The organism is Pseudomonas sp. SWI44 (assembly GCF_002947915.1).
Lineage (GTDB): Bacteria > Pseudomonadota > Gammaproteobacteria > Pseudomonadales > Pseudomonadaceae > Aquipseudomonas > Aquipseudomonas taiwanensis.
This window is the reverse complement of the sequence record NZ_CP026674.1, coordinates 1,313,237-1,340,138: the sequence shown is the minus strand read 5'-3', so window position 1 is coordinate 1,340,138 and position 26,902 is coordinate 1,313,237. Positions and strand designations below refer to the sequence as shown.

Sequence of the window (26,902 nt, the reverse complement as noted above, 5' to 3'; positions counted from 1 at the left end):
TTTCTGACATAGGCTGTGTTCTCAGGGATGGAGAGATTCGCCGTTCATGGCGACGGACCACAGCCAAACAGTCTTTCAGGATGTTGATTTGAACAACGCGTTTAACAACGAGCGGGTGGCTGCATGAGTGCTTCCCTTACCCGTCTGGAGCGAAAGCTCGGATACACCTTCAAGAACCAGGAGCAGATGCTGCTGGCCCTGACCCATCGCAGCTATGCCGGGCGCAACAACGAGCGCCTGGAGTTCCTCGGCGACGCCATTCTCAACTTCGTGGTGGGCGAGGCGCTGTTCGAGCGCTTCCCCCAGGCCCGCGAAGGCCAGCTGTCGCGCCTGCGAGCCCGCCTGGTCAAGGGTGAGACCCTGGCCCGCCTGGCCCGAGGCTTCGACCTGGGTGAATACTTGCGCCTAGGGTCGGGTGAGCTCAAAAGTGGCGGTTTCCGCCGTGAGTCGATTCTGGCCGATGCCCTGGAAGCGCTGATTGGCGCGATCTACCTGGATGCGGACATGCAGACCGCCCGTGAGCGCATTCTCGACTGGCTCACCGACGAGTTCGATGGCTTGACCCTGGTCGATACCAACAAGGACCCCAAGACCCGCCTGCAGGAATTCCTGCAGTCGCGTGCCTGCGAGCTGCCGCGTTACGAAGTGGTGGACATCCAGGGCGAACCGCACTGCCGCACGTTCTTCGTCGAATGCGAAGTGGTGCTGCTGAATAACAAGAGCCGCGGCCAGGGCGTGAGTCGGCGTATCGCCGAACAGGTCGCCGCCGCCTCTGCATTGATCGCCCTGGGCGTGGAGAATGGCAATGACTGATAACAACCCGACCCGTTGCGGCTATGTCGCCATCGTTGGCCGCCCAAACGTGGGCAAGTCGACCCTGCTCAACCACATCCTCGGCCAGAAGCTGGCGATCACCTCGCGCAAGCCGCAGACCACCCGCCACAACATGCTCGGTATCAAGACCGAGGGTGACGTACAGGCGATCTACGTCGACACGCCTGGCATGCACAAGGCCAACGACAAGGCCTTGAACCGCTACATGAACCGCAACGCGTCGGCAGCCCTGAAAGACGTCGATGTGGTCATTTTCGTGGTTGACCGTACCCGTTGGACCGACGAGGACCAGCTGGTGCTCGAGCGCGTGCAGTACGTCACCGGCCCGGTCATCCTGGCGGTCAACAAAACCGACCGGATGGACGAGAAGGCCGAACTGATTCCGCACCTGCAATGGCTGCAGCAGCAGCTGCCGAATGCCGAGATCGTGCCCATCTCCGCTCAGCAGGGGCACAACCTGGAGTCGCTGGAAGCACTGATCGCCAAGCATCTTCCAGAAAACGAACACTTCTTCCCGGAAGACCAGATCACCGACCGCAGCAGCCGCTTCCTGGCCGCCGAACTGGTCCGCGAGAAGATCATGCGCCAGCTGGGCGCGGAGCTTCCGTACCAGATCACCGTCGAGATCGAAGAGTTCAAGCAGCAAGGGCATGTGCTGCACATTCACGCGCTGATCCTGGTCGAGCGTGATGGGCAGAAGAAGATCATCATTGGTGACAAGGGCGAGCGCATCAAACGCATCGGTTCCGATGCCCGCAAGGACATGGAAGTGCTGTTCGATGCCAAGGTGATGCTCAACCTCTGGGTCAAGGTCAAGGGCGGATGGTCGGACGACGAGCGTGCTCTGCGCTCGTTGGGTTACGGCGACCTGTAATCCCTTCAGGCGGCCAGCACCTCTCTGTGGGAGCGGGTTCACCCGCGAAAGCGTCAGTGAATCCACTGCAGCGTTCGCGGGCGAACCCGTTCCCACAGGCACATCTGGCCTTTAGAGAGTTCTGATGGAACAACCTGCCGCCCAGCCGGCCTACGTGCTGCACAGCCGCGCTTACAAGGAAACCAGCGCACTGGTCGACTTCTTCACGCCGCAAGGGCGTGTACGTGCCGTGCTGCGCCGTGCACGCGGCAAGGGTGGCAGCCTGGTGCGCCCATTCGTGCCGTTGGAAGTGGAATTGCGCGGACGCGGCGAGCTGAAGAACGTTGGGCGCCTTGATACAGTCGGAATTGCCGCCTGGTTGCATGGCGATGCGCTGTTCAGTGGCCTGTATCTGAACGAGCTGCTGATGCGCCTTTTGCCTGCCGAAGCCCCTCAGCCCGAGTTGTTCGAGCATTACGCCTTGACCTTGCAGGCACTGGCGGCCGGGCGTCCGCTCGAGCCCTTGCTGCGTTCGTTCGAATGGCGGCTGCTCGAAGACCTCGGTTATGCCTTCGCACTGGACCACGATGTCAACGACCAACCCATCGTTGCGCAAGGTTTCTACCGCCTCCAGGTCGAGGCTGGCCTGGAACGGGTTTATCTGGTGCAGCCTGGGTTGTTCAACGGCAACGAGCTGCTGGCCCTGGCTCAAGCCGACTGGGACGCACCGGGTGCGCTGCTGGCGGCCAAGCGCCTGATGCGCCAAGCGCTGGCGGTGCACCTGGGGTCAAAGCCATTGGTTAGCCGGGAACTGTTTCGCAAGCGCTGAGCACGTCGTATGCTGTGGGGCTACATCTTCAGGAGAGCCTTTCGTGACTCACAGCAACCGCATGCTTCTCGGCGTCAATATCGACCATGTGGCGACCCTGCGCCAGGCCCGGGGCACGCGCTATCCCGACCCGGTCAAGGCCGCGCTGGACGCCGAAGAGGCGGGCGCCGACGGCATCACCGTTCATCTGCGCGAAGACCGCCGGCATATCCAGGAGCGTGATGTCGTGCTGCTCAAGGATGTGCTGCAGACCCGCATGAACTTCGAGATGGGCGTCACGGAAGAGATGATGGCCTTCGCCGAGAAGATTCGCCCGGCGCATATCTGCCTGGTACCGGAAACCCGTCAGGAGCTGACCACCGAAGGTGGCCTGGATGTGGCCGGCCAAGAGGCGCGGATCAAGGCAGCAGTCGAGCGCCTGTCGCGCACCGGTGCCGAAGTGTCGCTGTTCATCGATGCCGACGAGCGGCAGATCGAAGCCTCGCGTCGCGTTGGTGCACCGGCCATCGAGTTGCACACCGGTCGTTATGCCGATGCCGAAACACCGACCGAAGTGGCAGACGAGCTCAAGCGCATCGTCGATGGCGTCGCCTTCGGCGTTGGCCAAGGGCTGATCGTCAACGCTGGCCATGGCTTGCACTACCACAACGTCGAGGCGGTGGCGGCAATCAAAGGCATCAACGAACTCAATATCGGCCACGCCTTGGTCGCGCATGCGTTGTTCGTCGGCTTCAAGGCCGCTGTAGCAGAGATGAAGGCGCTGATCGTGGCGGCTTCGCGCTGATTCTTCCTTCTCATCGCCGGTAGTCCGAACCTCTAGAGACAGGTTGACCGGCGATGGCACCCCGCGATTGAAACGGGTCCGGCCCTTCGGGCCAGCGGCCCACCGCTGCCTTCCTTCATGCAGCGGCATGATCACCGTCCCCTCGTTAGCCACCAGCCCCTGTCGGATCAGGAAAGCCTGCCCGCTGCTGTGGTGCATGACGTTTGCCGTACTTTGCCCTGACCGAGCCAATGTAGGGCTCGTATACAGGGGCGAAATCATGAATGAACAATGGGCTGACTATGAGCTGCTTCAACAGAAAGCTGCTAAATACCCGCAAGCTGTAGTGAACGGCTTGGCCTCGCTCGATGGTGAGGGCCAAGGCGGCCTGACGCTCAGTCGCGAACACATCCTCACGCTCAATCGCTATGCCAATTTTGTCTTCGCGTTGCCCTCCAGCCGCGACAACCTGGAGCGTTGGTTGGGCTACAAGCAAATCGAAGAGCCCGAACTTACGCCCGAGTCCATGGACGAGCTGTTCGAGAGCCTGCGCACTCATGCCCGTACATGGGCGCCGCTGTCGGACAGGAGCAAGAAACTGGCAGCCGGGCTTTCTTCCACCGCTGCTTCGATCAACGCGGCCGGTGAAGGCATCCTCGAAGAATCCCGGCGTGCGGTGGGCGAGGTCAAGCACTGGGAGAAGCTCCTGCTAAGCACTCCGGTGAAACTGGACGGCCCAGGCAGGCAGTCAGTTTCGCTACTCGTCGTTTACATGGGCATTCTCAAGGAGGATGTGCAGTGGTATGCGCAGCAGGTGGAAAGCGTAAGGCTCGAAACCGAGAGCTTCCGGGACATCGCGCGTTTCGAGCTGATTCCCGCGGTTAAGCAAAAAGGCCATGCAGTCGAGCGAAAGCAGGGTGACAACCAGGTAGAGAACCTGCGCGAGCAGCTGAAGGTGCTCGACCAGGACATCACTGCACTCAGCACTGAGTACGATCAATACGTGAAGCTGGCGTTGGGTGGCCTGGCCGTTGGCCCCATCGGAGCGGCAATCACCGGGGGAATATACGGCAGCAAAGCAGAGAAAGTGCGCAAAGAGCGCAAGAAGCAGCAGGAGGAGCGCCGTAAAGTCAGCGATCAGTTGCGTCTGCGGGTGAATCTTGAGGGCCGCATGGAAGAGTTGGCGACGTTTGTCGGCGAACTCGACACCCGACTGCAAGACGTGGTCACCGCTGCTTCCCACCTGCAAACGGCGTGGGACACCGTAGGTTCCTATATCGATGCGTCGATCGAAAAGCTCGAAAGCATTTCCGACAACAAGCAGTTGATCAGGTTCTCTTTGTATTTCCGCCAGTTCCTCGCGCAATGGAAACATATCCAGGAAAAATCCCTGCAATTAACCCAAATCTTCGACGATGCAGCCTCGGCCCAATAAGGTGAAACGACCATGAACGACAACGTCCACGTCCTGCCCATGACTGCCGATGCGCCCGAGCTCGGCAAAGTGCTCGCGGCAACACGAAGCTACACCGAGGTGTGGCAGAAGGGTCAATTGAAGTTTTCGACACCGCTCCAGGAAAACCTGGAGCGACACATGAGGCTGTTCACCCATTGCATCGATCAAACGGTGCGTAAGGCCCAAAGGCTGACTGCCGAGCTGGATAACGAAGCGTTGAGCGATATGCTCGCCAGCCTCGGTAGTGGTCACGACAGTGACGTTCTCGCCATAGCCGCAGAAGAGCGGGATACGGTGAAATCGCGACTGGCTGATCAAATATCCCATTTGGGCAGAGAGATCCAGGCGCTCGCTACGTTGCCTTTGCTGGTCGGTACAGCCGATCAGGAGCGATTGAACAAGCAGCAGCAAAACCTGGCCAGGACCCACGCCCAGTTGGTGGAAGAGCATGATCGGGAGCAGCAGAACAAGGAAACGGTCGAGAAGGCCATTGCCACCTTGGAAGCCAATGGACTGCAGACGCGATTCGGTGGTGTGGTCCCTTCACTCGACGATCTCGGCAAACTGGCCGTTCCGGGTGGTGAAACGGTCGTCACCGTCGAGGCTGTCTCCAAAGCCGTCGAACAGCTTCAAACCCTGCTGGGCGATGTCGTCGAAGGTATGCGCTACACCCAACTGCAGCAGGAGCGCCGCAACATCGGTGAGCGCGTGCGCAAGCTAGCCGTTCAGGTCAGAGAACTCGTACAGCGCCAGGCAACGGTGACGCAGAGGCTTGCTGCACTGGAAATGCTGCCGATGCTGCAGGAGCAACGCACGGATTGGGCATCTGGCATGACGGTCGTCAGGCAGGCTCTGGGCAATTTCCACACCCATTTGGAGCGCGCTCCGATCGGTGACGGCGAGCAATTGCGAGTACTCAATGGGCTCTTCAAGCAATTGCTGACCTACCAGCGCCAGCTGTTGGAGCAACACCGTCGCGCGCTTTGAGGGCGCCCATCATGTCGCGCTCTGCGGAGCGCGATTTCTTTGCTATCGACGTCAATTGAAGACTCATGAATCCACGTACGTTGCCTTTCGAAGAGCAGCAGATGAAAGCGATCGTCCTGCCGGGTGAACTGATCCAGGCCATGGATAATCGAGATGGGCAGGGTTCTGCGGGTTTGATCCTTACGGCCGAATCGCGGTCGACGATCAGAAACTACAGCGAACGCATGCGCGTATTGCCGTCCACGCTGGCGCAGACCATCGCGTGGCTGGGGTACGACAGAATCACCGAGCCAGAATTGGCTCCCGAACGGATGTTGGGCCTGTTCAAACACTTGGCGTTGCATGCCCGTACATGGTCGATCCTCGACAAGCAGTGCCTGGCTGTCACCACCGCCCTTGCAGAGCATGCCAGGCAGGTCGAAGCGCTCGGTGCCCAGGTGCTGGACCTTGCTGCACGCACACGGGCAATGGGCATCGATCGCGCATCCTGGGCCACGTTGCTTTCAGCGCCGGAAATGGACCTTGGCCCTCGGGACCTGCAATTGCTCCGGTCAATGGCTGACCAGTTGATGTGGCTGCACGGGCAAATCGACGATTTTGATCAACAAGTCGATGGGGTTCGCCTGGGACTCGAGAATTTTCGCGACCAGGCGCGCTTCACACTCAGGCCAGCGGTGTTCGAAAAGTGCCGTGCGGCCAAACGATTCTCGCTGGCGCCGGACGCTGAAGACCTCGAGTGGGAGTTGAGTCGCTTGGACGGTGAGATTCTAGACGTCCGTCATGATTACAGATCCTTCTCCAAGCAGTCGACATTGGGCTGGCTAGGTGGACCGTTCGGAGCCATTATCAGCAACTCGATCTATGGTGCAAAGGCCAGAAAGGCCCGCGCCCAGCTGCATGAGCTGGAGCTGCGGCACCGTCAGCTCAGCCAACGGCTGGCGGAGATCCAGCGGGTGAGCGGTCGCGTCAATGAGCTCAATGCATGCATGGGCGAATTGGAGATCGACTTATGGGACGTGGTGCTGGCGTCGGGGCATCTGCACACGACCTGGCAGACCATCGAGGCCTACCTGGAAAGTTCCGTGGTCCGGCTCGGCAGGATGAACACCCGTCAGGAACTGGTGGTGTTCATCCTGCACTTCCGCCAGTTCCTGGCACAGTGGAGCGGAATCGGCAGGCATGCGGGGCAGATGAGGAATATCTTCGCGTAGGCCAAAAAAACCGCGACGACCACGGGGGTTGCGTTTTACTTGCGGGCCACCAAGGTTGCCCGACGCGGGGCTGGCAGGCCTTCGATGGTCAGGCTGTGGTCGTGGGGATCGAGAAAATCGCTCAGCGACTGATAACGCATCCACTCGGTGCTGCGCTGCTCTTCGATGGTGGTCACGCTGACATCGACACAGCGTACGTCACTGAAGCCCGCCCGGCGCAGCCAGCGCGCGAGCGCAGGCACCGAGGGCAGGAACCAGACATTGCGCATTTGCGCGTAGCGGTCCTCAGGCACCAGCACCTGTTGTTCATCGCCTTCCACGACCAACGTTTCCAGCACCAGCTCGCCCCCTTTGACCAGGCAATCCTTGAGAGCCAGCAAGTGCTCGATCGGCGAGCGGCGGTGGTAGAACACGCCCATGGAGAACACCGTATCGAAGCCTTCCAGGTTGGCTGGCAGGTCTTCGAGGGCGAAGGGTAGGTGCCAGGCCGGCAGTGCTGGAAGGAATCGCTGCACCGCCTGGAATTGGCAGAAGAACAGCCAGTTGGGGTCGACGCCGATCACCATGTCGGCGCCAGCGCCGAGCATGCGCCACTGGTAGTAACCATTGCCACAACCCACGTCGAGCACGCGCTTGCCCTTGAGGTCCAGGTGCGGGCTGACACGCGACCATTTCCAGTCCGAGCGCCATTCGGTATCCACATGAACGCCGAACAGGTTGAACGGCCCCTTGCGCCAGGGCGACAAGCCCATCAGCGCCTGGCGCACCTGGGCGCGGGTCGCGTCGTCGCAGGCGCAGTCCAGACGCAGGCCGTCGACCAGGTCGATTTCGCTAGGCTGCAGGACGGGCAAGGCATCGAGGGCGCCGCGCCAGCGGTCGAGGTCGCCGTGGCCTTTTTCCAGCTTGGCATCCAGCTGTGCTTGCAGTCCCTGGGACCAGGTAGCGAGGGGCGTACCCGCCAAGCGGCGGACCAGAGGGGAAAGATCGATCATGGCAGGGCTATCAGTGAGGCGAAGTTGAGGCATTGGAACCAAGGCACGACCTTGGAGAAGCCAGCGGCGTGCAGACGTTCCTGGTGGGCCTGGAGGGTATCGGGCTTCATCACGTTTTCGATGGCACTGCGTTTCTGGGCGATCTCCAGTTCGCTGTAGCCATTGGCACGTTTGAAGTCCAGGTGCAGCTCATTGAGCAGGGTTTGCTCCTCGTCATCGGCGAACCGCAGTTTCTCCGACAGGATCAGCGCGCCGCCCGGCAGCAGGGCCTGGCGGATACGGCCGAGCAACACCAGGCGTTGGTCAGGGGCGATGAACTGCAGGGTGAAATTCATCGCCACCACCGAGGCCGGCTCGAAGGGCAGGGCCAGGATATCGGCTTCCAGCACCTGTACCGGCAGCAGTTCCTGGAACATCGAGTCCTGAGCGGTAAGGTATTGGCGGCAGCGCTCGACCATGGCCGCCGAGTTGTCCACGGCGATGACTCGGCAGCCATCGCTGCGCACGTGACGGCGCAGGGACTGGGTCACAGCGCCTAGCGATGCGCCCAGATCGTACAGCGCGGTATTGGGCTGGGCGAAGCGCGCGGCCAGCACGCCGAGGTTCTCGACGATGGTCGGGTAGCCGGGCACCGAACGCTTGATCATGTCCGGGAATACCCGCACCACGTCTTCGTTGAAGACGAAGTCGGGCACCTGCTCCAGAGGCTGGGCGAATAGGCGGTCGGGTTCTTTGCTCACGGTGGATCCAGGCGCTGGCGATAGACAGGGCCGGCATTCTAGCCAAACCGCGGCGAGGATGCATGGTTGGCTGACCAGCGCTGTGCGATCACTTTACCCGAATGGCGCAATCGAAGGTCTGGACAGGCCTTACTTCGGGAGCCCAGGGTTGTTGGTAGACCAGGACCAGGTGGCCTTCGCCAGCTGACTTGGCCTGGAAGCGCCAGGTCGACAGGCCGGAACTGCCGACGATGCCAGCGTCCTCAGGGTCGCTGTAAACCTCGGGGCCGAGGCTGCGCAGGATGTCCGACGCTGGGTTCTGCACCAGCCAGCGGTAGCCGGTGGTGGGGTTGCTGGGCAGGGTGAGGGTGAGCGATTGACCGACCTGAAGGCGCTTGGGGCATTCGCTTTCAGCGTCCAGTTCGACGGTTTGTCTGGGCTGCTGGGCGCAGGCGGTGAGCAGGGCAAGGCTCAGGGGAACGAGTAGACGAGGGACGGTCATGGTGGCTCCGGAGGCTGGCGTTGGCCTGAGGATAACCGATGATCGCGCGGTTTTGTGCCACTTGTGCCGGCCTCTTCGCGGGCTTGACCCGCGAAGGGCGCACTATCGGTCAGAACAACACTTTGGCGACATCGGCGAAGCGTTTGGCGAAATGCACGGTCAGCCCTTCACGCAGGTAGTCCGGCAGCTCCTCGAAGTCTCCACGGTTGGGCTCCGGCAGAATCAGCTCGAAGATCTTCTGCCGCCGCGCCGCGATCACCTTCTCGCGCACCCCGCCGATAGGCAGGACCTGGCCAGTGAGGGTCAACTCGCCAGTCATGGCCACGCCTTTCTTCGGTGCCTGGTCGCGAGCCAGCGACAACAAGGCGCTGGCCATGGTGATACCCGCACTTGGACCGTCCTTGGGCGTGGCCCCTTCCGGCACGTGCAGGTGGATGAACGCTTCGTTGAAGAACGCTGGATCACCACCAAACTGCTTGAGGTTCGAGCTGACGTAGCTGTAGGCAATTTCGGCGGACTCTTTCATCACATCGCCCAGCTTGCCGGTCAGCTTGAAGCCGCGGTTCAGGGTGTGGATGCGGGTGGCCTCGATCGGCAAGGTCGCACCGCCCATGCTGGTCCAGGCAAGCCCGGTTATCACGCCCTTGCCGGCCAAAACCTGTTCGCTGCGAAACACCGGCATGCCCAGGGCAGGCTCAAGGTCTTTGTTGCCGATCTTCAGCTTGGCGTCAGGGTCATCCAGCAACTTGACCACCGACTTGCGCACCAACTTGCCCAGTTGCTTCTCCAACTGCCGTACACCGGCCTCACGGGCGTAGCCTTCGATCACGGTGCGCAGGGCGCTGTCGCTGATGCTCAGGCTGGCCTTGGCGACGCCGGCTTTTTCCAGTTGCTTGGGCCACAAGTGGCGCTTGGCGATGGCCAGTTTTTCCTCGGTGATGTAGCCAGACAGGCGGATCACTTCCATCCGGTCGAGCAGCGGGCCGGGGATCGAGTCCAGCGTGTTGGCGGTGCACACGAACAGCACCTTGGACAAGTCCAGGCGCAGGTCCAGGTAGTGATCGAGGAAGTCGACATTCTGCTCCGGGTCGAGGGTCTCAAGCAGTGCCGAGGCCGGGTCACCCTGGTAGCTTTGACCCATCTTGTCGATTTCGTCGAGCATGATCACCGGGTTCATCACCTCGACCTCTTTCAACGCCTGCACCAGTTTGCCTGGCTGGGCGCCGATGTAGGTGCGGCGGTGACCCTTGATCTCGGCCTCATCGCGCATGCCGCCGACGCTGAAGCGGTAGAACGGCCGCCCCAAGGATTCGGCGATGGACTTGCCGATGCTGGTCTTGCCCACGCCAGGCGGGCCTACCAGCAGCACGATGGAGCCGCTGATCTCGCCTTTCCAGGCACCGACGGCGAGGAATTCGAGGATGCGTTCCTTGATGTCATCGAGGCCGGCATGGTGCTGGTCCAAGACCTTGCGGGCGTGCTTGAGGTCGAGCTTGTCCTTGCCGTACACGCCCCAGGGCAGGGCGGTGGCCCATTCCAGGTAATTGCGGGTGACGGCGTACTCGGGCGAGCCGGTCTCCAGAATCGCCAGCTTGCCCATTTCTTCGTCGATGCGTTTTTTCGCCTGCTCCGGCAGGGTCTTGCCTTCCAGGCGCTGTTCGAACTGCTCCAGGTCGGCGCTGCGATCGTCCTTGGTCAGGCCCAGCTCCTGCTGGATGACCTTGAGTTGCTCCTTGAGGAAGAACTCACGCTGGTGCTCGCCGATCTGCCGGTTGACCTCGGCGGAGATCTCGTTTTGCAGGCGTGCGACCTCGACTTCCTTGCGCAGCATGGGCAGGACTTTTTCCATGCGTTTGAGCATGGGCACGCAGTCCAGCACTTCTTGCAGCTGATTGCCGGTGGCGGAGGTGAGCGCTGCGGCGAAATCGGTCAGCGGCGACGGGTCGTTGGGGCTGAAGCGGTTGAGGTAGTTCTTCAGCTCCTCGCTGTACAGCGGATTGAGCGGTAGCAGTTCCTTGATCGCATTGATCAGGGCCATGCCGTAGGCCTTCACCTCATCGGTAGGCTCGGTCGGTTGGCGCGGATAATCGACCTCGACCAGATACGGTGGGCGGTGGTGCTTGAGCCAGGTGCGAATGCGCACCCGGGTCAGGCCCTGGGCGACGAACTGCAGCTTGCCGTTCTCGCGGCTGGCGTGGTGCACCTTGACCAGCGTGCCGTACTGCGGCAGGGCGGAGGTATCGAAGTGGCGATGGTCTTCGGGTGGCGTGTCCATGAAGAACAGTGCCAGGGAGTGGTGCGGTGTCTTGGCCACCAGGTCGAGCGTTTCTGCCCAAGGCTCTTCATTGACGATGACCGGCAGGACTTGGGCCGGGAAGAACGGGCGGTTGTGAATCGGGATCACATAGACCTTGTCCGGTAACTGCTGGCCGGGCAAGGCGAGGGCGTGGCCAGTGTTGGCCTGGGACTGAAGGTGTTCGACTTCGCTGTGTTCGTCGGGTTGTTCCGGGAAATCCTGCTGGTCGCTCATGGGGCACCTGCGTAAATGACTATGGTGCTTAGATGGGGCGGGGGGGAATGGGTTTCAATGGTGTAGGAGCGCCCTTGTGTCGCGCAAGGCTCGTTTAGCAGCCCCAGTTCCCCGGCCGGTAGCGTGACCTCGGGGTTGCTGGGCAGCCCTTTCGCGACACAAGGCCGCTCCCACAGGCGTGGACCTGGGGGAGCGGTGGTGCTTACTCCGAGAGTTTGTAAGCGATGATGTAATCGCCCATCTTGGTGCCCAGCGAGCCATGGCCGCCAGCCGTGACCAGCACATACTGCTTGCCGTCCTTGCCGGTGTAGGTCATGGGGGTGGCCTGGCCACCTGCTGGCAGGCGGGACTTCCACAGTTCCTTGCCGTTGTGGGTGTCGTAGGCGCGCAGGTACTGGTCCAGCGTGCCGCTGAGGAAGCCGACGCCGCCAGCGGTGACGATCGACCCGCCCATGCTCGGCACGCCTACCGGCAGGCCGATCGGAATCGGCGTGCTGTCACGGGTGGTGCCGTTCTTGTGCTTCCACACGACCTTGTTGGTGAACAGGTCGATGGCGGCTACATAACCCCAGGCAGGCGCCTGGCACGGAACGCCCAGTGGCGACATGAACGGGTGCATGATCACGGCATACGGAGCGCCGGTGTTCGGCTGCACGCCGCTGGTCTCGCTTTCGCGCTTGCTACCAGCGGCAACTTGCTCGCGTGGCACCATCTTTGAGACGAAGGCCATGTAGTTCGGCGAAGTGAACAGCAGCTGGCGCACCGGGTCGACGGAAACGCTGCCCCAGTTGAACACACCGACGTTACCCGGATAGACCAGCGAACCCTGCTCGGACGGTGGGGTGTACTGGCCCTCGTAGCGCAGCTCACGGAACTGGATACGGCACAGCATCTGGTCGAACGGGGTGGCGCCCCACATGGCCTGTTCGGTCAGCTCGGGGCCGAGGAGGTTGAGGTCCGAACGCGCCTGGGTCGGTGCCGTGTGGTCGCCCTTGACTGCGCCTTGCGGCACCGGGATCTCGCGGATCGGCACGATCGGGGTGCCGTCGCGGCGGTCCAGGACGTACAGGCTGCCCTGCTTGGTCGGCACGATAACCGCAGGCTTCACGCCTTCCTTGGTTTTAAGGTGAACCAGGGTCGGCTGGCTGCCCACGTCCATGTCCCACAGGTCGTGGTGGGTGAACTGGTAGTTCCAGCGAGCCTTGCCGGTGGCCAGGTCCAGGGCGACGATACCGGCGCTGTACTTCTCGGCGCCTGGGGTACGGTTGGCGCCCCATTGGTCAGGCGTCTGGTTGCCCAGCGGCAGGTAGATCATGCCCAGGTCTTCATCGACGCTGGCGATCGACCACATGTTGGCCGAGTTGCGGCTGTAGGTCTTGCCAGGAGCCAATGGCTTGGTGTCGTCCGGGTTGTTGCTGTCCCAGTTCCACACCAGGTGGCCGTCGTGCACGTCGTAGGCGCGAATCACACCGGAAGGCTCGTTGGTCGACTCGTTGTCGGTCACGTGGCCGCCGATGATCACCAGGTCACGGGTGATGGCTGCAGGCGACGTGGAGTAGTAGCCGCCAGCGGTGAACGGACCGATGCCGGTGGTCAGGTCGATCACGCCCTGGTTGGCGAAGCCTTCGCAGACTTTGCCGTTGTCGGCGTTGATGGCGATCAGACGGGCGTCGGCGGTCGGCAGGTAGAGGCGGCGTGGGCACGCCTGGGCAACAGCCTGGCCGGCATCCGAGATTTTCGGCGCAGGGCTGCCGTCGCGGCTGACGTAGCGGTTTTCGTCATAGTACGAAACGCCACGGCAGGTCATGTGGGCAAAGCCCTTGAAGGTGCCTACCGGGCTTTTCACCTGAGGGTCGAAACGCCAGATTTCCGCGCCAGTGTCCGGGTCCAAGGCCAGGACCTTGCTGTGAGCGGTGCAGGCATAGAGCATGCCATTAACCTTCAGCGGCGTGTTCTGGTTGGTCAGCTCAACAGGGTCGTTTTCCGTCGGCAGGTCGCCGGTACGGATACGCCAGGCCTCCTCCAGGCGATAGACGTTCTGCGGGGTGATCTGGCGCAGGGGCGAGTAGCGGTCGCCATGCTCGGTGCGGCCATAGGCCTGCCATTCACCGTCAGGCATGTCCGGTGCGGCGCTGGCCATTTCGCTGCTCTCGCGGCCCAATTCGCCGAACACTTCGCCAGGGTGGGTAAACTGGCTGGCCAGGGCGCAGGCACCAGAGGCCACGACCGCGACGCTGAGCAGGGCGGTATTGGCTTTCGAAGCTGGGCCGGTCAAGGGGCGGCGGGCCCACGGCAGCAGCAGAAGCACGCCAATGGCGAACCAGATGGCCAGGCGTGGTACCAGTTGCCACCAGTCCAGGCCGACTTCCAGCAGGGCCCACACCGTGCTGCCGAGCAGCACCAGGCCGTATAGCCCCAGGGCGATGCGCCGTTTGGCCAGCAGCAGGATGCCGGACAAGGCGAAGCCGATACCGGCGATCAGGTAATAGAGCGATCCCCCCAGCTGGCTCAGCTTGATGCCGCCTGCCAGCAGGGCCAGGCCCATCAGCAATAGCAGCACGCCCAGAAGGCGCGGCAGCCAGCGGGTTCCGTTCTTGGCACCGTCAGTGCTCATCGTAGGTTCTCCGTTAGGTCAAAAAGTGATGCAAATGCGTCGATCAGAAACTGCTTTGGATCTTCAGGCCGCCAATCAGGGCGTCCTCGACCTGCGACACCCCGCCCGGATGGCGGATGTACTGCAGGTTCGGGCGCACCGTGAGCCAATCGGCCAGGTGGATGCCGTAGTAGAGTTCGGCGCTGTACTCGGTGTCCTGTACAGGCAGGAAATTCGGGTTGTCATAGTCATCGAGGCCGGCGGCCTGGTTGGCCAGGCGGGCGTTCTTGCGGTAGCCGGGATTGACGTGCACGCGGGCGAGGGCGAAACCGATGTCGTCCTTGGCGCGGGCGTCGAATGGGCCCTTGTAAACCAGTCCTGCCTGAACATAGTTGTCGATGGCATTGGTCTTCTTGTCGTGCATGGTGGCGTTGGCGAACAGGCTCAGGCCACGTGACTGGTCGGACGCCAGCGATGTCACCTGCTGTTGAGCGCCAAGCCAGAAGCCATGCTTGCTCGAACGGCTGCGGTAGGCGGCGCCGCTCAGGGCTGCCGGCTGGCCGTTGCTGTCCTTGAGAACGTCCTGAGCCTTGGCATTACTGTAGTAGTACCCGGCGCGATATTCCCCTTTAAAGCCATTGAGTCTTGGGGTCCACACCAGTTCCACCGGCATCACCGCACCTTGGGTGCCGCTGCCGCTGAGCTTGAAGCCGTTGCCGGATTCGAGGTTGGAAGGGTTCTGCTCAAACACCCCGACCTGCGCGTACAACTCGCTGTTGAGGTTATAGCGCACACGCAGCGCCCACTGGCTGACTGGCCAGTTGTACCAGATGCCGCCCACCCAGTTGCCCACCTGCGAGCCGCAGAACGCCAGGTTCTGGAAGTCGCACGGGAAGCTGTTGAAGTCTTCGCCTTCGCCGAAGCGGCCGAATTTCACATCCAGAGCACCGTCGAAGTATTTCTGCTTGATCCACAGTTGGGTCAGCCGCCAGGTTTCGCCTCGACCCCAGACTTCCTGGGCAGAAGTGAAGCCGCCGACCCGTGGGTCGTTGATACGGTCGTTGCTGATGTTGTCGCCGTGGCGTTCGGTGAGGGTCAGTTGCAACTCGGTGTCTTGCCAGCCGAGGATTTTTTCCAGGTCCATATGGCTGGCGAAGGTGAACTGGTCGCTGTAGCGTGCGGTGCGGTCGTGGTCGTAACCACCGTGCAGGTTGCTGCCCATCTCGCCGGTGTAGCCGAGGGTGAAGTCGTAGCCTTTTTCCAGCAGTTCACTGCGGGTGCCCCCCCAGTCACCGAGCATCCAGGGAGAGTCGCTGGCGAACATGTCGTTGGCGCAGGCGTTGCTCGCGAGTGCAGTGAGGGCAAGGCCGATGTAACAGTTTTTGGGCAGTTGGAGCATGAGATAGCGCTATCTTTTGATTATTGAAAAAACGGCAAGCGCACCAAAGGGCGGGCCCTTCGATGAGGATGGAGACAGGGTTCGGTAGATGAAGCGATTCAGCTTGCGGTGTGGAGGATATAGAGGAAGTTGTAAGAAAAAAAGACAAATTGTCGCAGTTGATTGTTGTCGAGTTTGCAACAGTCCGGCCCTGCCGGAGCGGGCTTGCCGGCGATAGGGGCGCAAAGCGCCCCCGCGACCTCAGAACGAAGTGCGTAATCCGACTTCCACGCTGCGCCCAGGGGCCGGTGCGATATCGCGCAGGATCGAACTGGCGTAGCGCACCGTCTGGTCCGTCAGGTTCTCGCCCCGGACGAATGCCAGCCACTGACTCTGCCCGATATCGAACCGGTAGCCGACGCTCGCGCCCAAGGTGGTGTAGCCATCGGTGCGGGTTTCATTGGCTGGCTTGCGATGTTGCGCTGCCGCATGTTGTACATCCACCCTTGCTTGCCAGCGGTCCAGTTCCCACACCAGGCCGCTGTTCAGTCGCAGTGGTGCGATGCGGGGCAGGGGTTCGCCACTGTCGAGGTTCTTGGCTCGGGTGTAGTCGCCGGACAATTCCAGGGCCAAATTGCCGTAGCGGTTCTCGGCCAGTTGCCAACGATCCTGGGCTTCGATGCCGTAGAACCGCGCTCGTACCCCTTGGTACTGGTACTCGGGCAAGCCTTCGTCGTGGTCATGGTCATGATCATCGTCGCCATGGTCGTGATCATGGCCTTCACGCAGATTGCCCGTGCCGATCAGGCCGATGTAGTTGCGGAAGTGGCTGTAGAACACCCCCACGCTGCCCTTGTGGGTACCATTGTCGAAGCGCAAGGCCAGGTCGGCGGAAATGGCTTTTTCCTTGTTCAGATTGGCGTCGCCGACTTCGAAGGCGCCGGTGGCCACATGGGCGCCATTGGCGTACAGCTCGTAGAAGGTCGGAGCGCGTTCGGTGTAGCCAAGGTTCGCGGCCAGCGACCAGTAGGGGTCGAGCTGGTACACCGCACCCGACGATAGGCTCCAGGCATTGAACGTGCTGGCGCTGTCGGCGTTGGCGAAGTTGTCGTTGCCTTTGGCATCCGGCTCGACTCGTGTGTGCTCGAGGCGTGCGCCGAGGCTCAGGTTCAGACGCTCGCTGGCCTGCCATTGTTCGAGCAGGAACAGTGCCAGGCTGTCAGTATCGGTATGTGGGACGAAGGCTTCCTCGCCCAGTGCGGAGAATTCATTGCGGTTGACTTGCGCGCCGATCACGCCTTCGACCGGACCGATAGGCTGGTGGCGGGCCTCGACCCGCGCTTCGTAGCCTTTGTTCTTGAAGGTGGTGTGCACCTCGCCTTCTTCAATCTCGCTGTGTTCGTAGTCGGTGTAGCCGGCATCGACCTTGATCGAGCTGAAGGGGCCTTCCAGATCACGGACTTCGGTTTCGAAACCGTAGTGATCCTGTTTCATATCCAGGCGCACGCCGGACTCGGCCACCGAACCGTAATTGCTGTCGTAACGGCTGTAGGACATGCCGGTGTAACCGTGGTCCCAATGGTAGGCGCCTCCGAGGGCGCCGCCGTCCTGGCGCCCATCGCTGTTTTCCAGGCGGTGGCGGCTGCCGGGGTCGTCGCTGTCACGGACTTTGGAGCTACGTGCATAACCGGGTATGCGCAAGTCGTTGAACTGTCGGCTGCTGGCATCCAGATGCAAGGCGAAGGTCCCGTCGCCGGCCTCGAGCTTGCCGGCGCTGCTGCGAGTGGTATCGGCGCCGCCGTAGCGCAGTTCACCCGCGCCATGAATGCCTTCGATGGGGGTAGCGGGGATGCGGTTGTCGAAGGTGTTGACCACGCCGCCGATGGCATTGCCGCCGTACAGCAAGGCAGCGGGGCCGCGGACGATTTCGATGCGGTCGACGTTCACCGGATCCAGCGGTACGGCGTGGTCGTAGGACAGCGACGAGGCATCCAGGGCGCCTACGCCATTACGCAGGATGCGGATGCGGTCACCATCGAGGCCGCGAATGACTGGGCGGCTGGCACCAGGGCCGAACCAGGTGGAGGCGACCCCAGGTTGTTTGTTGAGCGTTTCACCGAGGCTGCCGTGCTGCTGTTGCAGCAGTTCGTCACCTTCAAGGATGGTGCTAGGGGCTGCCATCTGTGGGTTGCCCAGTGGGTTGGCGGTGATGACCTGGGGTTCGAGTTCAACGGCATGGCTGCTGGTTGAAACCAGCCAGAGCGTGGCGGCGAGGGGGGTTAGGCGTAAAGGTGAGCACAGCATGGGGATGTGACGGTCCTTGGCAGATAACGTTACTGTTATAATATAACGTTTCTATTTGATCATGCAGTGGCCTGTTCTGGCTAGCGTTATGTGCGGGCTGCTCTGGCCACTACACTCGTGTAAGGTGCGCATCTTTCCCACGCTGGAGCACTGGCATGAGCACGGCCCAACACAACGCGCTGCACGGCAAGACCTTGGAGCAGATCCTCACCGAGCTGGTGGCGCACTACCAATGGCAGGGGCTGGCCGAGCGCGTGGATGTGCGCTGTTTCAAAAGCAACCCGAGCATCAAGTCGAGCCTGACCTTCCTGCGCAAGACGCCCTGGGCGCGAGAAAAGGTCGAACAGTTGTACGTGAAATTGCAGCGCCAGGCCTGACATGCCGTGTCGTCCCTGGTTGACCTTGGCGGCGGTGCTGGGCTGGGTGGGCCTGTCGGTTCAGGTACATCTGGTACTGCTGGCGCGCTGGCAGGAGCAGGCCAGCCTGATCGGCGGCCTGGTCAATGTATTCGGCTATTTCACGGTGCTGACCAACACCTTGGTGGCGACGGTGCTCAGCTATGCAGCCTTTGGCCGTGATTCAGGTGCCAAGCGTTTCTTTCTGTCACCCTCGATAAGTTCCGCGGTGGCGGCCAGTATCGTGCTGGTGGCGATCGCCTACAGCCTGCTACTGCGCCATCTGTGGCAGCCCGAGGGTTGGCAATGGTTGGCGGACGAGTTGCTGCACGACGTCATGCCGCTGCTGTTCGTCCTGTATTGGTGGTGCGAGGTGCCCAAGGGGCGCTTGCGGCTTCGGCATCTGGCGGCCTGGGCACTGTACCCGGCAGCCTACTTCGCCTATGCCTTGTGGCGGGGCAATGAAATCGGCGTCTACCCCTATCCATTCATTGACGTGGCCAGCTTGGGTTACAGGCAGGTCATGTTGAATGCGTTGGGAGTGTTGGCAGGATTCTGGGGCATTGGCCTGGTGCTGCTCGGCCTGGACCGATGGCGGGGGCGGCGAGTGCCTGCGTCGGTGTAGGGCATCATCGCCAGCAAGCTGGCTCCGGCAGGTACCGCGTGGCACCCGCAGGAGCTGGCTCGATACTCATCACTCGTCGTCGGCAGTTCCATCGGCACGCCAGTAGGCGGCGGCCTTCAATGCACTTTCCTTGACGCCTTTTTCCAGCAACAACGCCTTGACCTGGCGGGTCAGCGATTTCTCCAATGCGACCCAGCTGTACAAGTCGCCCTCAGGCAAGCCCAGTGCTTCGATTCGGGCGAGCAGATCTTCATTTCGGTGCACCCAGATTATTTCCAGCTGGGCCTTGCTCTCCAGGGGCTGGCGCTCCTGATCGTCTTCGATCTGGACGACCGCCAGCACTTTGCGACCCGCTGGCAGTTCTTCCAATCGGCGGCCTATGGCGGGAATGGCAGTTTCATCGCCGATCAGCAGGTAGCTGTCGAAGATGTCTGGTACCACCATCGAGGCACGTGGGCCGGCGATGTCCAGTGTCTGTCCTGGGGCTGCCTGTGCGGCCCAGGTCGAGGCAGGACCATCGCCATGCAGGACGAAGTCGATGTCCAGTTCGTTGTTGACCAGGTCGATGCGTCGTGGCGTGTACTCGCGCATGGTAGGCCTGACGCCCCCGTCCCGCCCGAGATTGCGAGCGTCGATGGCCTGCTGCTGTTCGGCGGTTTCGGCGAACAGCAACTTGATATGGTCATCGCTGCCGAGGCTGGTGAAACCTTGCAACTCCTGGCCGCCGAGGGTGATTCGGCGCATGCGTGGGGTCAGGTCGGCCACCCGCAGCACGTGCAGGCGGCGCTGGCGAATCTGGTGGTTGACGCGGTGAATGGTGTCACTCATGGATGGTTCTCCGTAACGGGGTCGGCTGGCCCCGAGGCGATGGCCTTGGCCGTGTCGTTGAGCAGGTTGCGCACGCGTTCGATCTCTTCGGCAGTCCAGCGGCCACTGTGCATGTGCAGGGCATGACGCAGGTTGCCGACGGCTTCGTGAATCTCGGGTGGACGGTCATGCCCGCGCAGGGCGCGCTTGCTGACTTCGATGCGCATGCGCACGCCGTCCAGGGCAATGGCCTGCTCGCTCAGGGCGTTGCGGCCCGCTTCGGTGATGACGTACAGGCGTTTGCTGCCTTCGACCTGGCCGCTGATCAGCTCGGCTTCTTCAAGGAAGTTGAGGGTGGGGTAGATCACGCCTGGGCTAGGGGTGTAGTTGCCGTCGAACAGGCTTTCGATCTGGCGGATGAGGTCATAGCCGTGGCCAGGCTGCTCGGCCAGCATCGACAGCATCAGCAGTTTGAGATCACCGGGCGCGAACACCCGAGGGCCGCGTTCGCCCCGGCCGGGGCGGCGCTCGAAAGGGTCATGGGCAGCAGGGTCGCGCATGGAAGGTGGCTCCGTCTGTTTAGATATATCGCAAGATATTACTCAAGATATATCTAAAGACAAGACGAAAAATGCGGATGATTATCATCTAAAGCTTCGATCAATCCGCTACAACACCCTCAGTTTTGGCCCTGCATCGCCACTTGTGGCGGTTTGCACTCGTTCGGGTTACCTGGCTCCAGGTAGGGCATGAGAATTGGTGCCATGCCCTTGAGCACCTGTACCGGCAAGGCCGAGGTGAATTTGAATGCTTCCGCCGAACGCCCCGGCACGAAGGCGGTGAGCGTGCCGAAGTGGTTATCGCCAAGGAAGAACACGAAGGTCGCGGTTCTGTTCAACGAACGGGAACCGATCAGCCGACCACCCGCGCCGAAGCTCTCGATCCGGTTGTCGCCGGTGCCGGTCTTGCCCCCCATCACCAGCGGGGTGCCGTCATGCAGTTTGAAACTGCCGGAGATACGCCGCGCGGTACCGGCGTCCACTACCTGGGACATGGCCCCTTTGAGTGCGCGCGCAACCTCGACTGGCAAGATCCGCTGCCCCCGGTCCGGGTCGCTGATCAGCTTGGTTTCATAGGGCGTGTTGGCGGCGAAGTGCAGGGTATCGATACGCAAGGTCGGCAGCCGCACGCCATCGTTCTGGATGATGCCGACCAGCTCCGAGAGCGCCGCAGGACGGTCGCCGGAGCTGCCGATGGCGGTGGCCAGCGACGGGACGAGGTGATCGAACGGGTAACCCACGCGTTTCCAGCGTTGATGAATGTCGAGGAAAGCCTCGATTTCGACCATGGTGCGAATGCGGCTGTCGCGGGCGCCCTGATGACGGCTCTTGAACAGCCAGCCATACACTTCCTGGCGCTCGAAACGGCTGGCATTGGCCATTTCGGTGGGCGTTGCGCTGGGGTTCTTCAGCAGGTAACCCAGCAGCCACAGGTCCAGTGGGTGGACCTTGGCAATAAAGCCTTGGTCGGGCAGATCGTACTTGCCGGGGCCGTAGGCCTCGTACATCTCCACCAGGCGACTGTCGGTGAGCTTGGCGAGGGCTTTCTTGTCTTCCTTGCTGTGAGCGCGGACGAAGGCATTGAAGGTTTCCTGGCCGGCTTCAGGGAACAGGTAGCGATGCACCGCGGCCAGGCGCTGAGGGGTGATACGCATGCTGTCGAGGAATGTGTCCAGGCGTTGTTGCGAGGTCTTGCGCTGGTATTTCTTCCAGAAACGCATCAGGTAGTTGGTGCCTTCCTTGTCGGCGAAGCGGGCCAGGTATTCCTGGCGCCGTGGGTCGGCGTCATCCTTGAGCAGCGCCACGCGGTTGAACGGCTGCTGATAGGTCACGTACCGCACCAGGTCGCGCATCAGGCGGATGAACGGCAGGTTGATTGATTCGCGCAGCGCTTCCTTGAGGGTGGGGTTGCGGCTGTTGTCTTCCTTGCGGAAGTTGTTGAACACATGCATGCCGCCGCCGGTGAAGAACGCTTCGCCGGTGTTGGCCGAATACTTGCGCTCAAGCGCTGCGTCGAGCATGGCATCGAGGCTCTGGTTCTTGGCGTTGAGCATCAGCCATTCCAGCGACCACTGGGTGATGCGGTCGAGCTCCGCGACCTCGACTTTCTTCAGCTCGGCGGCAGGTTTGCCGGCGTATTTGTCGTGCAGTTCGGCGATGATTTCCAGATAGGTAGTGAGCACACGAAGCTTGGCTGTGGAGCCCAGTTCCAGCTTGCTGCCCTCGTTGATATCGAACGGCTGGTCGGTGCTGTCGGTCTGCACCCGAACCCGCGATCCGTCGGCTGTGCGTTCGAACAGCGTGAAGCTGTAGCGCACTTGGTCGGTGGTCTTGGAGGTCAGCAGGCGCTCGCCGATCAGGCCGATCTGCGCGGCGAATTCAGGGTCGGAGAGATTCTTCAGGTACTGGCTGGCTTGCATCTGCAGGTCGGCCTGCAGCGTGCTGGTGGCCGACAGGTCGAGGCGGTCCAGATCATACAGCGGCCGGTTGAGCATGGCTGCGAGGCGGTTGCGTGCCAGGCTGATACCCTTGTTGGTGATGATCGGCACGATGGTCGGTTGCGCCACCCAGTCGCGGTACACAGCCTTGCTGGCCAGTGCGGCATCGGCGGTCTTTTTGTCGACCACGCCGTTGGCCGCCAGCAGGCGAATGTGGGAGTCGGTCAGTTCGGCCAGTTCGACCCGACCCTTGGACAGGTAATGGGACGGACGGCGCTGGGCGATCATCAACGACAGCACCTGGCGCAGGGCCAGGCCGCGCGCGGCCATGCTGTCCGGGTCACTTGCCGTAGCGCTCAGGGCCTGATTCACCTGGTCGAAATCGGCGCCGTACCAAACCCGCAGGCCCTCCGCCATGCCGTGGACCTCGCCATGGCCAGGGACCGCCGACAGCGGCACGCTGTTGAGGTAGTCGCGCACGATGCGCTGGCGGGCCTCGGTGGTGTCCGGGCCGCCTTGGTAGGCCCGCACGCTGGCGGAAATCATCTGGCGGATTTTCTCGGCGCCGGAGACGGTCAGGCCATCGGGGGAGTGCCTGTATTTTTCCAACTGGGTCGCCAGGGTACTGCCACCGGCCGACTGCCCTGGCAGGGCCAGGTACTTGGCCACCTGGCTGTAGGCCGCCTTGGCGAAGCGTGGCCAGTCCACTGCTGGGTTGTTGCGAGGGTCCTTGGCATCGAGCAGGTCGCGGTTCTCGATGAACAGCAGGCTGTTGACGATGACCGGAGGGATCGAACTGAAGTCCGGGTACAGGTGTTGCGGGTAGTTGTACTGGTACAGCGTGTCGCCGCGACAGTCGGTGATCGACAGGCCCGCCTGGATCTTCTCGATATAGGGCGCGAACAAGCCATGATCGACATAGTTCATCAGCGCCGGCGAGAACCGTACTTGCTCGCTGATCAGGTAGTCGCGCTTGAGCAGGCGTGGCAGGAACTCGCCCAGCGCGCTATAGCCCAGGCGTTTGTCGAACGGGCCTTCACCGGGATAGACGATGGCGTCACTGGGCCCCGGTTGCAGCGAGTAGGTAAGTGTGGCGGCCAGCTTGCTGAACTCCCGGGACTGCAAGTTCGAGGTGCGGAACTCGTCATAGGCGGCGAAGCCGATGGCCACGAGCGCCACCAGCAGGATCAGCAGGATCAACCGCCACAACAGCCGACGCTGACGTGGGGGCTTGGGCTGTGGCGTCTCGGCCAGAGGTGTCTCGGGTGCTTCCGTTCTGGTTGGTTCCGATTGCCACAGTGCGCCCATAGTCTTCAATCCGGCCAGGTTTTTTCGTATTGCTTGCCTGAAGCTTAGACGTTGGCCGAGTCAGGTGAAAAATTTGTAGGAAGAACATAAAGCTGACGTGGGAATGCGGCTTTGGTGGCGCATTCGTTCAAGGCCGATATTGCTATGGTAGCCGTGCGAGAGGGCCCACTGGCACCTGCCAGCGACGGAAGTTTTCCCCAAATCTTCCGTTTTTATAGTGAAAAGCCCTACGACAGCCTTCCTATACTGCTCGGCCCCTTCGCCTTGCCGACCGCTCTATTCCGGCATGCGGGCCCTCCCACAAGGCTAGCCCGACAAGCAACGCCACGCCTATCGGCATGGCTGAGGCTGCACGAAGGTCAAATCCAATAACAAAATGAGGTTGTATTGCTATGCCAGTCGGCAACCACCCTGCCCACGGCGAGACCGTCCAAGGCGGCCCGCTCAAGCGTGAACTGGGCGAACGGCACATTCGTCTGATGGCGCTGGGCGCCTGTATCGGTGTCGGTCTTTTCCTCGGTTCGGCCAAAGCCATCGAAATGGCCGGCCCTGCCATCATGCTTTCCTACATCATTGGCGGCCTGGCGATTCTGGTGATCATGCGCGCGCTGGGCGAGATGGCCGTGCACAATCCCGTCGCCGGTTCCTTCAGTCGCTACGCCCAGGATTACCTCGGCCCATTGGCGGGCTTTCTTACCGGTTGGAACTACTGGTTCCTGTGGCTGGTGACTTGCGTTGCGGAAATCACCGCCGTGGCCATCTACATGGGCATCTGGTTCCCGGACGTGCCTCGCTGGATCTGGGCCTTGGCCGCCTTGGGCAGCATGGGCGCCATCAACCTGATCGCGGTCAAGGCATTCGGTGAGTTCGAATTCTGGTTTGCCCTGATCAAGATCGTCACGATCATCGCCATGGTGCTCGGTGGCATCGGCATCATTGCCTTCGGCTTCGGCAACGACGGTGTGGCCGTGGGTATCTCCAACCTGTGGAGCAACGGCGGCTTCATGCCCAATGGCGTGACCGGTGTGCTGATGTCGCTGCAGATGGTGATGTTCGCCTATCTGGGCGTGGAAATGATCGGCCTGACCGCCGGTGAAGCGCGCAACCCGCAAAAGACCATTCCACAGGCCATCGGCTCGGTGTTTTGGCGCATCCTGCTGTTCTATGTCGGCGCGCTGTTCGTCATCCTGTCGATTTACCCCTGGAGCGAGATCGGTAGCCAGGGCAGCCCGTTCGTGATGACCTTCGAGCGCCTGGGCATCAAGACCGCCGCTGGCATCATCAACTTTGTGGTCATCACCGCAGCGCTGTCGTCGTGCAATGGTGGCATCTTCAGCACCGGGCGCATGCTCTACAGCCTGGCGCAGAATGGCCAGGCCCCAGCGGCTTTTGCCAAGACCTCCAGCAACGGCGTGCCGCGCAATGCCTTGCTGTTGTCGATCGGTGCGCTGCTGCTGGGTGTGCTGGCCAACTACCTGGTGCCTGAGAAGGTGTTCGTCTGGGTGACCTCGATTGCCACCTTCGGTGCGATCTGGACTTGGGTGATGATCCTGCTGGCCCAGATCAAGTTCCGCGCCGGGCTGTCCACGGCTGAGCAGAAGGGCCTGAAGTACCGCATGTGGCTGTGGCCGCTGAGCTCTTACCTGGCGCTGGCGTTCCTGGTGCTGGTGGTGGGGCTGATGGCGTACTTCGAGGATACCCGGGTGGCGTTGTACGTCGGTCCGGCGTTCCTGGTGCTGCTGACGGTGCTGTACTACACGCTGCGCTTGGCACCGAAAGAGGAGCAGGGCGCGGTCGGCACGGCGTCTTGATCTGAGATTCTCGGGGCCGCTTCCATTGGGGGCGGTCTCGATTCGCAAGCGCTCAAGCCACCGTTTCACCCTGCGGCTCGAAGCTGTCTGCCCGTGCCATTTGCCACATACTCGAGTAGAACTGGCCATCCACCTCACCGGTAAGCCGCTCCCCCGGCTTGAGGAATACTGCATCTGCGAGAACAGCTTGATCTCGGTGGCCGACACGCGCCGCACCAGGTGCTTGGCTTCCAGTTGGGCCGGATGCTCCAACCCCGCCGCCGCCAGCATTTCGGCCAGGGCGCGCAGTGTGTTGTGATGGAAGTTCAGCACCTGCTGGGCCTTGTCCGGCACCACCAGGGCGCGTTGGCGCAATGAATCCTGGGTTGCCACGCCGGTCGGGCATTCTTCCCGCACCGCCCCCCACGCCTTGTACTGCCCCGCCCACGCAACGTTGCCGTGCTGATCGGTCAGCTCCATCGGCGTGCCCAGGTGATCGCAGTGGTACCAGGCAATTGCATGGAACGCCTGCGGCGGCATCGTCATTTGCCACAACGGATCCTGATCGAAGTCGTACTCGCGCTGACGCCAATCCGGCTGCCTGTGCAGCACGATCGGGCGCTTGCGCAGGGCCTGTGCCACCGGCACGAAGCTGCCCGGTTCATACAGGTAATGCACAGTACGCCCGGTATTGCCATCGTCCCGCTTCCGGCCGGTCCCAGTAGTGCGCTACCGAATACTTATGCAGCCGGCCGCCAAAAGTCGCGGTGCGAACAGTACGGAAAAGTGCTTCCCAGATATGTCAGACGCAGTTCGACACGACTCGTAGGATGCGGACTACATCAGGCGGGATGAGTAAACGTGGCCTTTAAAGGTGCGAGATTCGTGGGCAGCCTGGCTGGGGAAGATCGCTGGGCTTGCCCGCGTGTGGGGATACTTAGGGAGACACTGCATAAATAGCCAGCCGCCCCGGCGAGTCTGCTTTTTCTTGCCGGTGTATTCGAGTTCGGAGAAGGTCTTTTGCATGCGCGTAACAAAGCTCACGGAGGAGGCTGGTTGAGGGGGCTCAGTGTGCCAAGGGTAGGGGCGGCTGGCTATTTATGCAGTGTCTCCCTAAGGGATATCTTCAGTTTTTATGCTATTTAACCAGTGATTTAAATCTTCTTCGGTGTATAGATACTCCCTGTCTACACCATGAAGATCTAAAGCGCCCAGCAATTCTAAATACTTAAGTACAACCTTGTCCGCTATCCTTAAATCGTCATCCTCGTAGATGGCGAAAGCCCATCTCGCCACTTCGCTGCGTGATTCGACCCCATCAATCACAAGTTTTATTTTATTTATCATATCGCTGCGAGTTGGTTCAATATTCAAGTCTACCTCCTGCCGATATACTTACCGCTTGCTTCAAATATGTGGTGATTTTTTTCGTGCGTTATCGGCTTCGGCGCAACGCTTCGTATATTGTTGTAGTGATCTACCGTTTCATACCAGGTTCTTCGTTCATCGGTGTTAGGATCCCATTCTCG

Annotated in this window: 21 protein-coding genes and 2 pseudogenes; 10 read left to right on the top strand and 13 right to left on the bottom strand. The window is 61.5% G+C overall.

Translation table 11 applies throughout. The features are described from left to right. The first annotated feature begins 123 nt into the window (after positions 1–123). The 7 genes from rnc to C4Q26_RS06450 all read left to right on the top strand — a co-directional run bounded on the left by rnc (position 124) and on the right by C4Q26_RS06450 (position 6,933). Complete coding sequence (gene rnc / locus C4Q26_RS06480; protein ID WP_023378974.1) at positions 124–813, top strand: ribonuclease III; 690 nt, start codon at positions 124–126, stop codon at positions 811–813. Next, complete coding sequence (gene era, locus C4Q26_RS06475; RefSeq protein ID WP_023378976.1) at positions 806–1,708, top strand: GTPase Era; 903 nt, start codon at positions 806–808, stop codon at positions 1,706–1,708. Before rnc ends, era begins: the two co-directional genes overlap by 8 nt. 124 nt (positions 1,709–1,832) lie before the next feature. Then, on the top strand, positions 1,833–2,516 hold the full coding sequence (gene recO, locus C4Q26_RS06470) for a DNA repair protein RecO (protein ID WP_023378978.1): 684 nt from the start codon (positions 1,833–1,835) through the stop codon (positions 2,514–2,516). 61 nt (positions 2,517–2,577) lie between these two features. Beyond that, positions 2,578–3,300, top strand: coding sequence for a pyridoxine 5'-phosphate synthase (pdxJ, locus tag C4Q26_RS06465; RefSeq protein ID WP_189672858.1), 723 nt, complete (start codon positions 2,578–2,580; stop codon positions 3,298–3,300). A 127-nt stretch (positions 3,301–3,427) separates the two neighbouring features. After that, positions 3,428–4,714 carry an alpha-xenorhabdolysin family binary toxin subunit A gene (locus C4Q26_RS06460; RefSeq protein ID WP_256583385.1) on the top strand — a complete coding sequence of 429 codons (1,287 nt, stop codon included), beginning with the start codon at positions 3,428–3,430 and terminating at the stop codon, positions 4,712–4,714. 12 nt (positions 4,715–4,726) lie between these two features. After that, positions 4,727–5,722: an alpha-xenorhabdolysin family binary toxin subunit B gene (locus C4Q26_RS06455; RefSeq protein ID WP_104882898.1), complete on the top strand. Its 996-nt coding sequence runs from the start codon at positions 4,727–4,729 to the stop codon at positions 5,720–5,722. 65 nt (positions 5,723–5,787) lie between these two features. Next, a complete protein-coding gene (locus C4Q26_RS06450; RefSeq protein ID WP_104882897.1) occupies positions 5,788–6,933 on the top strand; it encodes an alpha-xenorhabdolysin family binary toxin subunit A in 1,146 nt (381 codons plus the stop codon). A 35-nt stretch (positions 6,934–6,968) separates the two neighbouring features. Here the strand turns inward: C4Q26_RS06450 and cmoB are convergent, their stop codons facing one another. From cmoB to C4Q26_RS06415, 7 genes are all read right to left on the bottom strand, one after another. Further along, the gene (cmoB, locus tag C4Q26_RS06445) at positions 6,969–7,925 is read right to left on the bottom strand and encodes a tRNA 5-methoxyuridine(34)/uridine 5-oxyacetic acid(34) synthase CmoB (protein ID WP_023378984.1); all 957 of its coding nucleotides are present in this window, start codon (positions 7,923–7,925) and stop codon (positions 6,969–6,971) included. After that, the gene (cmoA, locus tag C4Q26_RS06440) at positions 7,922–8,665 is read right to left on the bottom strand and encodes a carboxy-S-adenosyl-L-methionine synthase CmoA (protein ID WP_023378985.1); all 744 of its coding nucleotides are present in this window, start codon (positions 8,663–8,665) and stop codon (positions 7,922–7,924) included. The genes cmoB and cmoA overlap by 4 nt, the downstream gene beginning before the upstream one ends. Before the next feature lie 88 nt (positions 8,666–8,753). Beyond that, entirely contained in the window at positions 8,754–9,146 is a 393-nt protein-coding gene (locus tag C4Q26_RS06435) for a protease inhibitor I42 family protein (RefSeq protein ID WP_023378986.1), read from the bottom strand. Positions 9,147–9,255: 109 nt separating this feature from the next. Then, positions 9,256–11,676, bottom strand: coding sequence for an endopeptidase La (lon, locus tag C4Q26_RS06430; RefSeq protein ID WP_023378987.1), 2,421 nt, complete (start codon positions 11,674–11,676; stop codon positions 9,256–9,258). A 202-nt stretch (positions 11,677–11,878) separates the two neighbouring features. Then, the gene (locus C4Q26_RS06425; RefSeq protein ID WP_023378988.1) at positions 11,879–14,290 is read right to left on the bottom strand and encodes a glucose/quinate/shikimate family membrane-bound PQQ-dependent dehydrogenase; all 2,412 of its coding nucleotides are present in this window, start codon (positions 14,288–14,290) and stop codon (positions 11,879–11,881) included. A 43-nt stretch (positions 14,291–14,333) separates the two neighbouring features. Next, positions 14,334–15,668, bottom strand: coding sequence for a carbohydrate porin (locus C4Q26_RS06420; protein ID WP_104882896.1), 1,335 nt, complete (start codon positions 15,666–15,668; stop codon positions 14,334–14,336). A 240-nt stretch (positions 15,669–15,908) separates the two neighbouring features. Continuing rightward, a complete protein-coding gene (locus C4Q26_RS06415) occupies positions 15,909–17,951 on the bottom strand; it encodes a TonB-dependent receptor (protein ID WP_104882895.1) in 2,043 nt (680 codons plus the stop codon). Between the two features lie 155 nt (positions 17,952–18,106). On the opposite strand from C4Q26_RS06415, the gene C4Q26_RS06410 reads away from it, so the two are divergent. Next, on the top strand, positions 18,107–18,328 hold the full coding sequence (locus tag C4Q26_RS06410; protein ID WP_023378991.1) for a VF530 family DNA-binding protein: 222 nt from the start codon (positions 18,107–18,109) through the stop codon (positions 18,326–18,328). Between the two features lies 1 nt (position 18,329). Then, on the top strand, positions 18,330–18,971 hold the full coding sequence (locus C4Q26_RS06405; RefSeq protein WP_023378992.1) for a Pr6Pr family membrane protein: 642 nt from the start codon (positions 18,330–18,332) through the stop codon (positions 18,969–18,971). A gap of 69 nt (positions 18,972–19,040) precedes the next feature. Here the strand turns inward: C4Q26_RS06405 and C4Q26_RS06400 are convergent, their stop codons facing one another. The 3 genes from C4Q26_RS06400 to C4Q26_RS06390 all read right to left on the bottom strand — a co-directional run bounded on the left by C4Q26_RS06400 (position 19,041) and on the right by C4Q26_RS06390 (position 23,583). After that, a complete protein-coding gene (locus C4Q26_RS06400) occupies positions 19,041–19,799 on the bottom strand; it encodes a siderophore-interacting protein (RefSeq protein ID WP_023378993.1) in 759 nt (252 codons plus the stop codon). After that, on the bottom strand, positions 19,796–20,338 hold the full coding sequence (locus tag C4Q26_RS06395) for a PadR family transcriptional regulator (RefSeq protein ID WP_023378994.1): 543 nt from the start codon (positions 20,336–20,338) through the stop codon (positions 19,796–19,798). Before C4Q26_RS06395 ends, C4Q26_RS06400 begins: the two co-directional genes overlap by 4 nt. 119 nt (positions 20,339–20,457) lie before the next feature. Next, positions 20,458–23,583, bottom strand: coding sequence for a transglycosylase domain-containing protein (locus C4Q26_RS06390; RefSeq protein ID WP_104882894.1), 3,126 nt, complete (start codon positions 23,581–23,583; stop codon positions 20,458–20,460). A 392-nt stretch (positions 23,584–23,975) separates the two neighbouring features. Here C4Q26_RS06390 and C4Q26_RS06385 point away from each other — a divergent pair, with 392 nt between their 5' ends. Beyond that, positions 23,976–25,394 carry an amino acid permease gene (locus tag C4Q26_RS06385; protein ID WP_023378996.1) on the top strand — a complete coding sequence of 473 codons (1,419 nt, stop codon included), beginning with the start codon at positions 23,976–23,978 and terminating at the stop codon, positions 25,392–25,394. A gap of 52 nt (positions 25,395–25,446) precedes the next feature. Here the strand turns inward: C4Q26_RS06385 and C4Q26_RS06380 are convergent. From C4Q26_RS06380 to C4Q26_RS06365, 3 genes and pseudogenes are all read right to left on the bottom strand, one after another. Further along, positions 25,447–25,781 (bottom strand): annotated as a pseudogene (locus tag C4Q26_RS06380) (FMN-binding glutamate synthase family protein); the annotation flags it as partial. Further along, positions 25,779–26,130: pseudogene (locus C4Q26_RS28695) on the bottom strand (RHS domain-containing protein); the annotation flags it as partial. The pseudogenes C4Q26_RS28695 and C4Q26_RS06380, both read right to left, overlap by 3 nt. 356 nt (positions 26,131–26,486) lie before the next feature. Continuing rightward, positions 26,487–26,747 carry a hypothetical protein gene (locus C4Q26_RS06365; RefSeq protein WP_023378997.1) on the bottom strand — a complete coding sequence of 87 codons (261 nt, stop codon included), beginning with the start codon at positions 26,745–26,747 and terminating at the stop codon, positions 26,487–26,489. Positions 26,748–26,902: the final 155 nt, after the last annotated feature.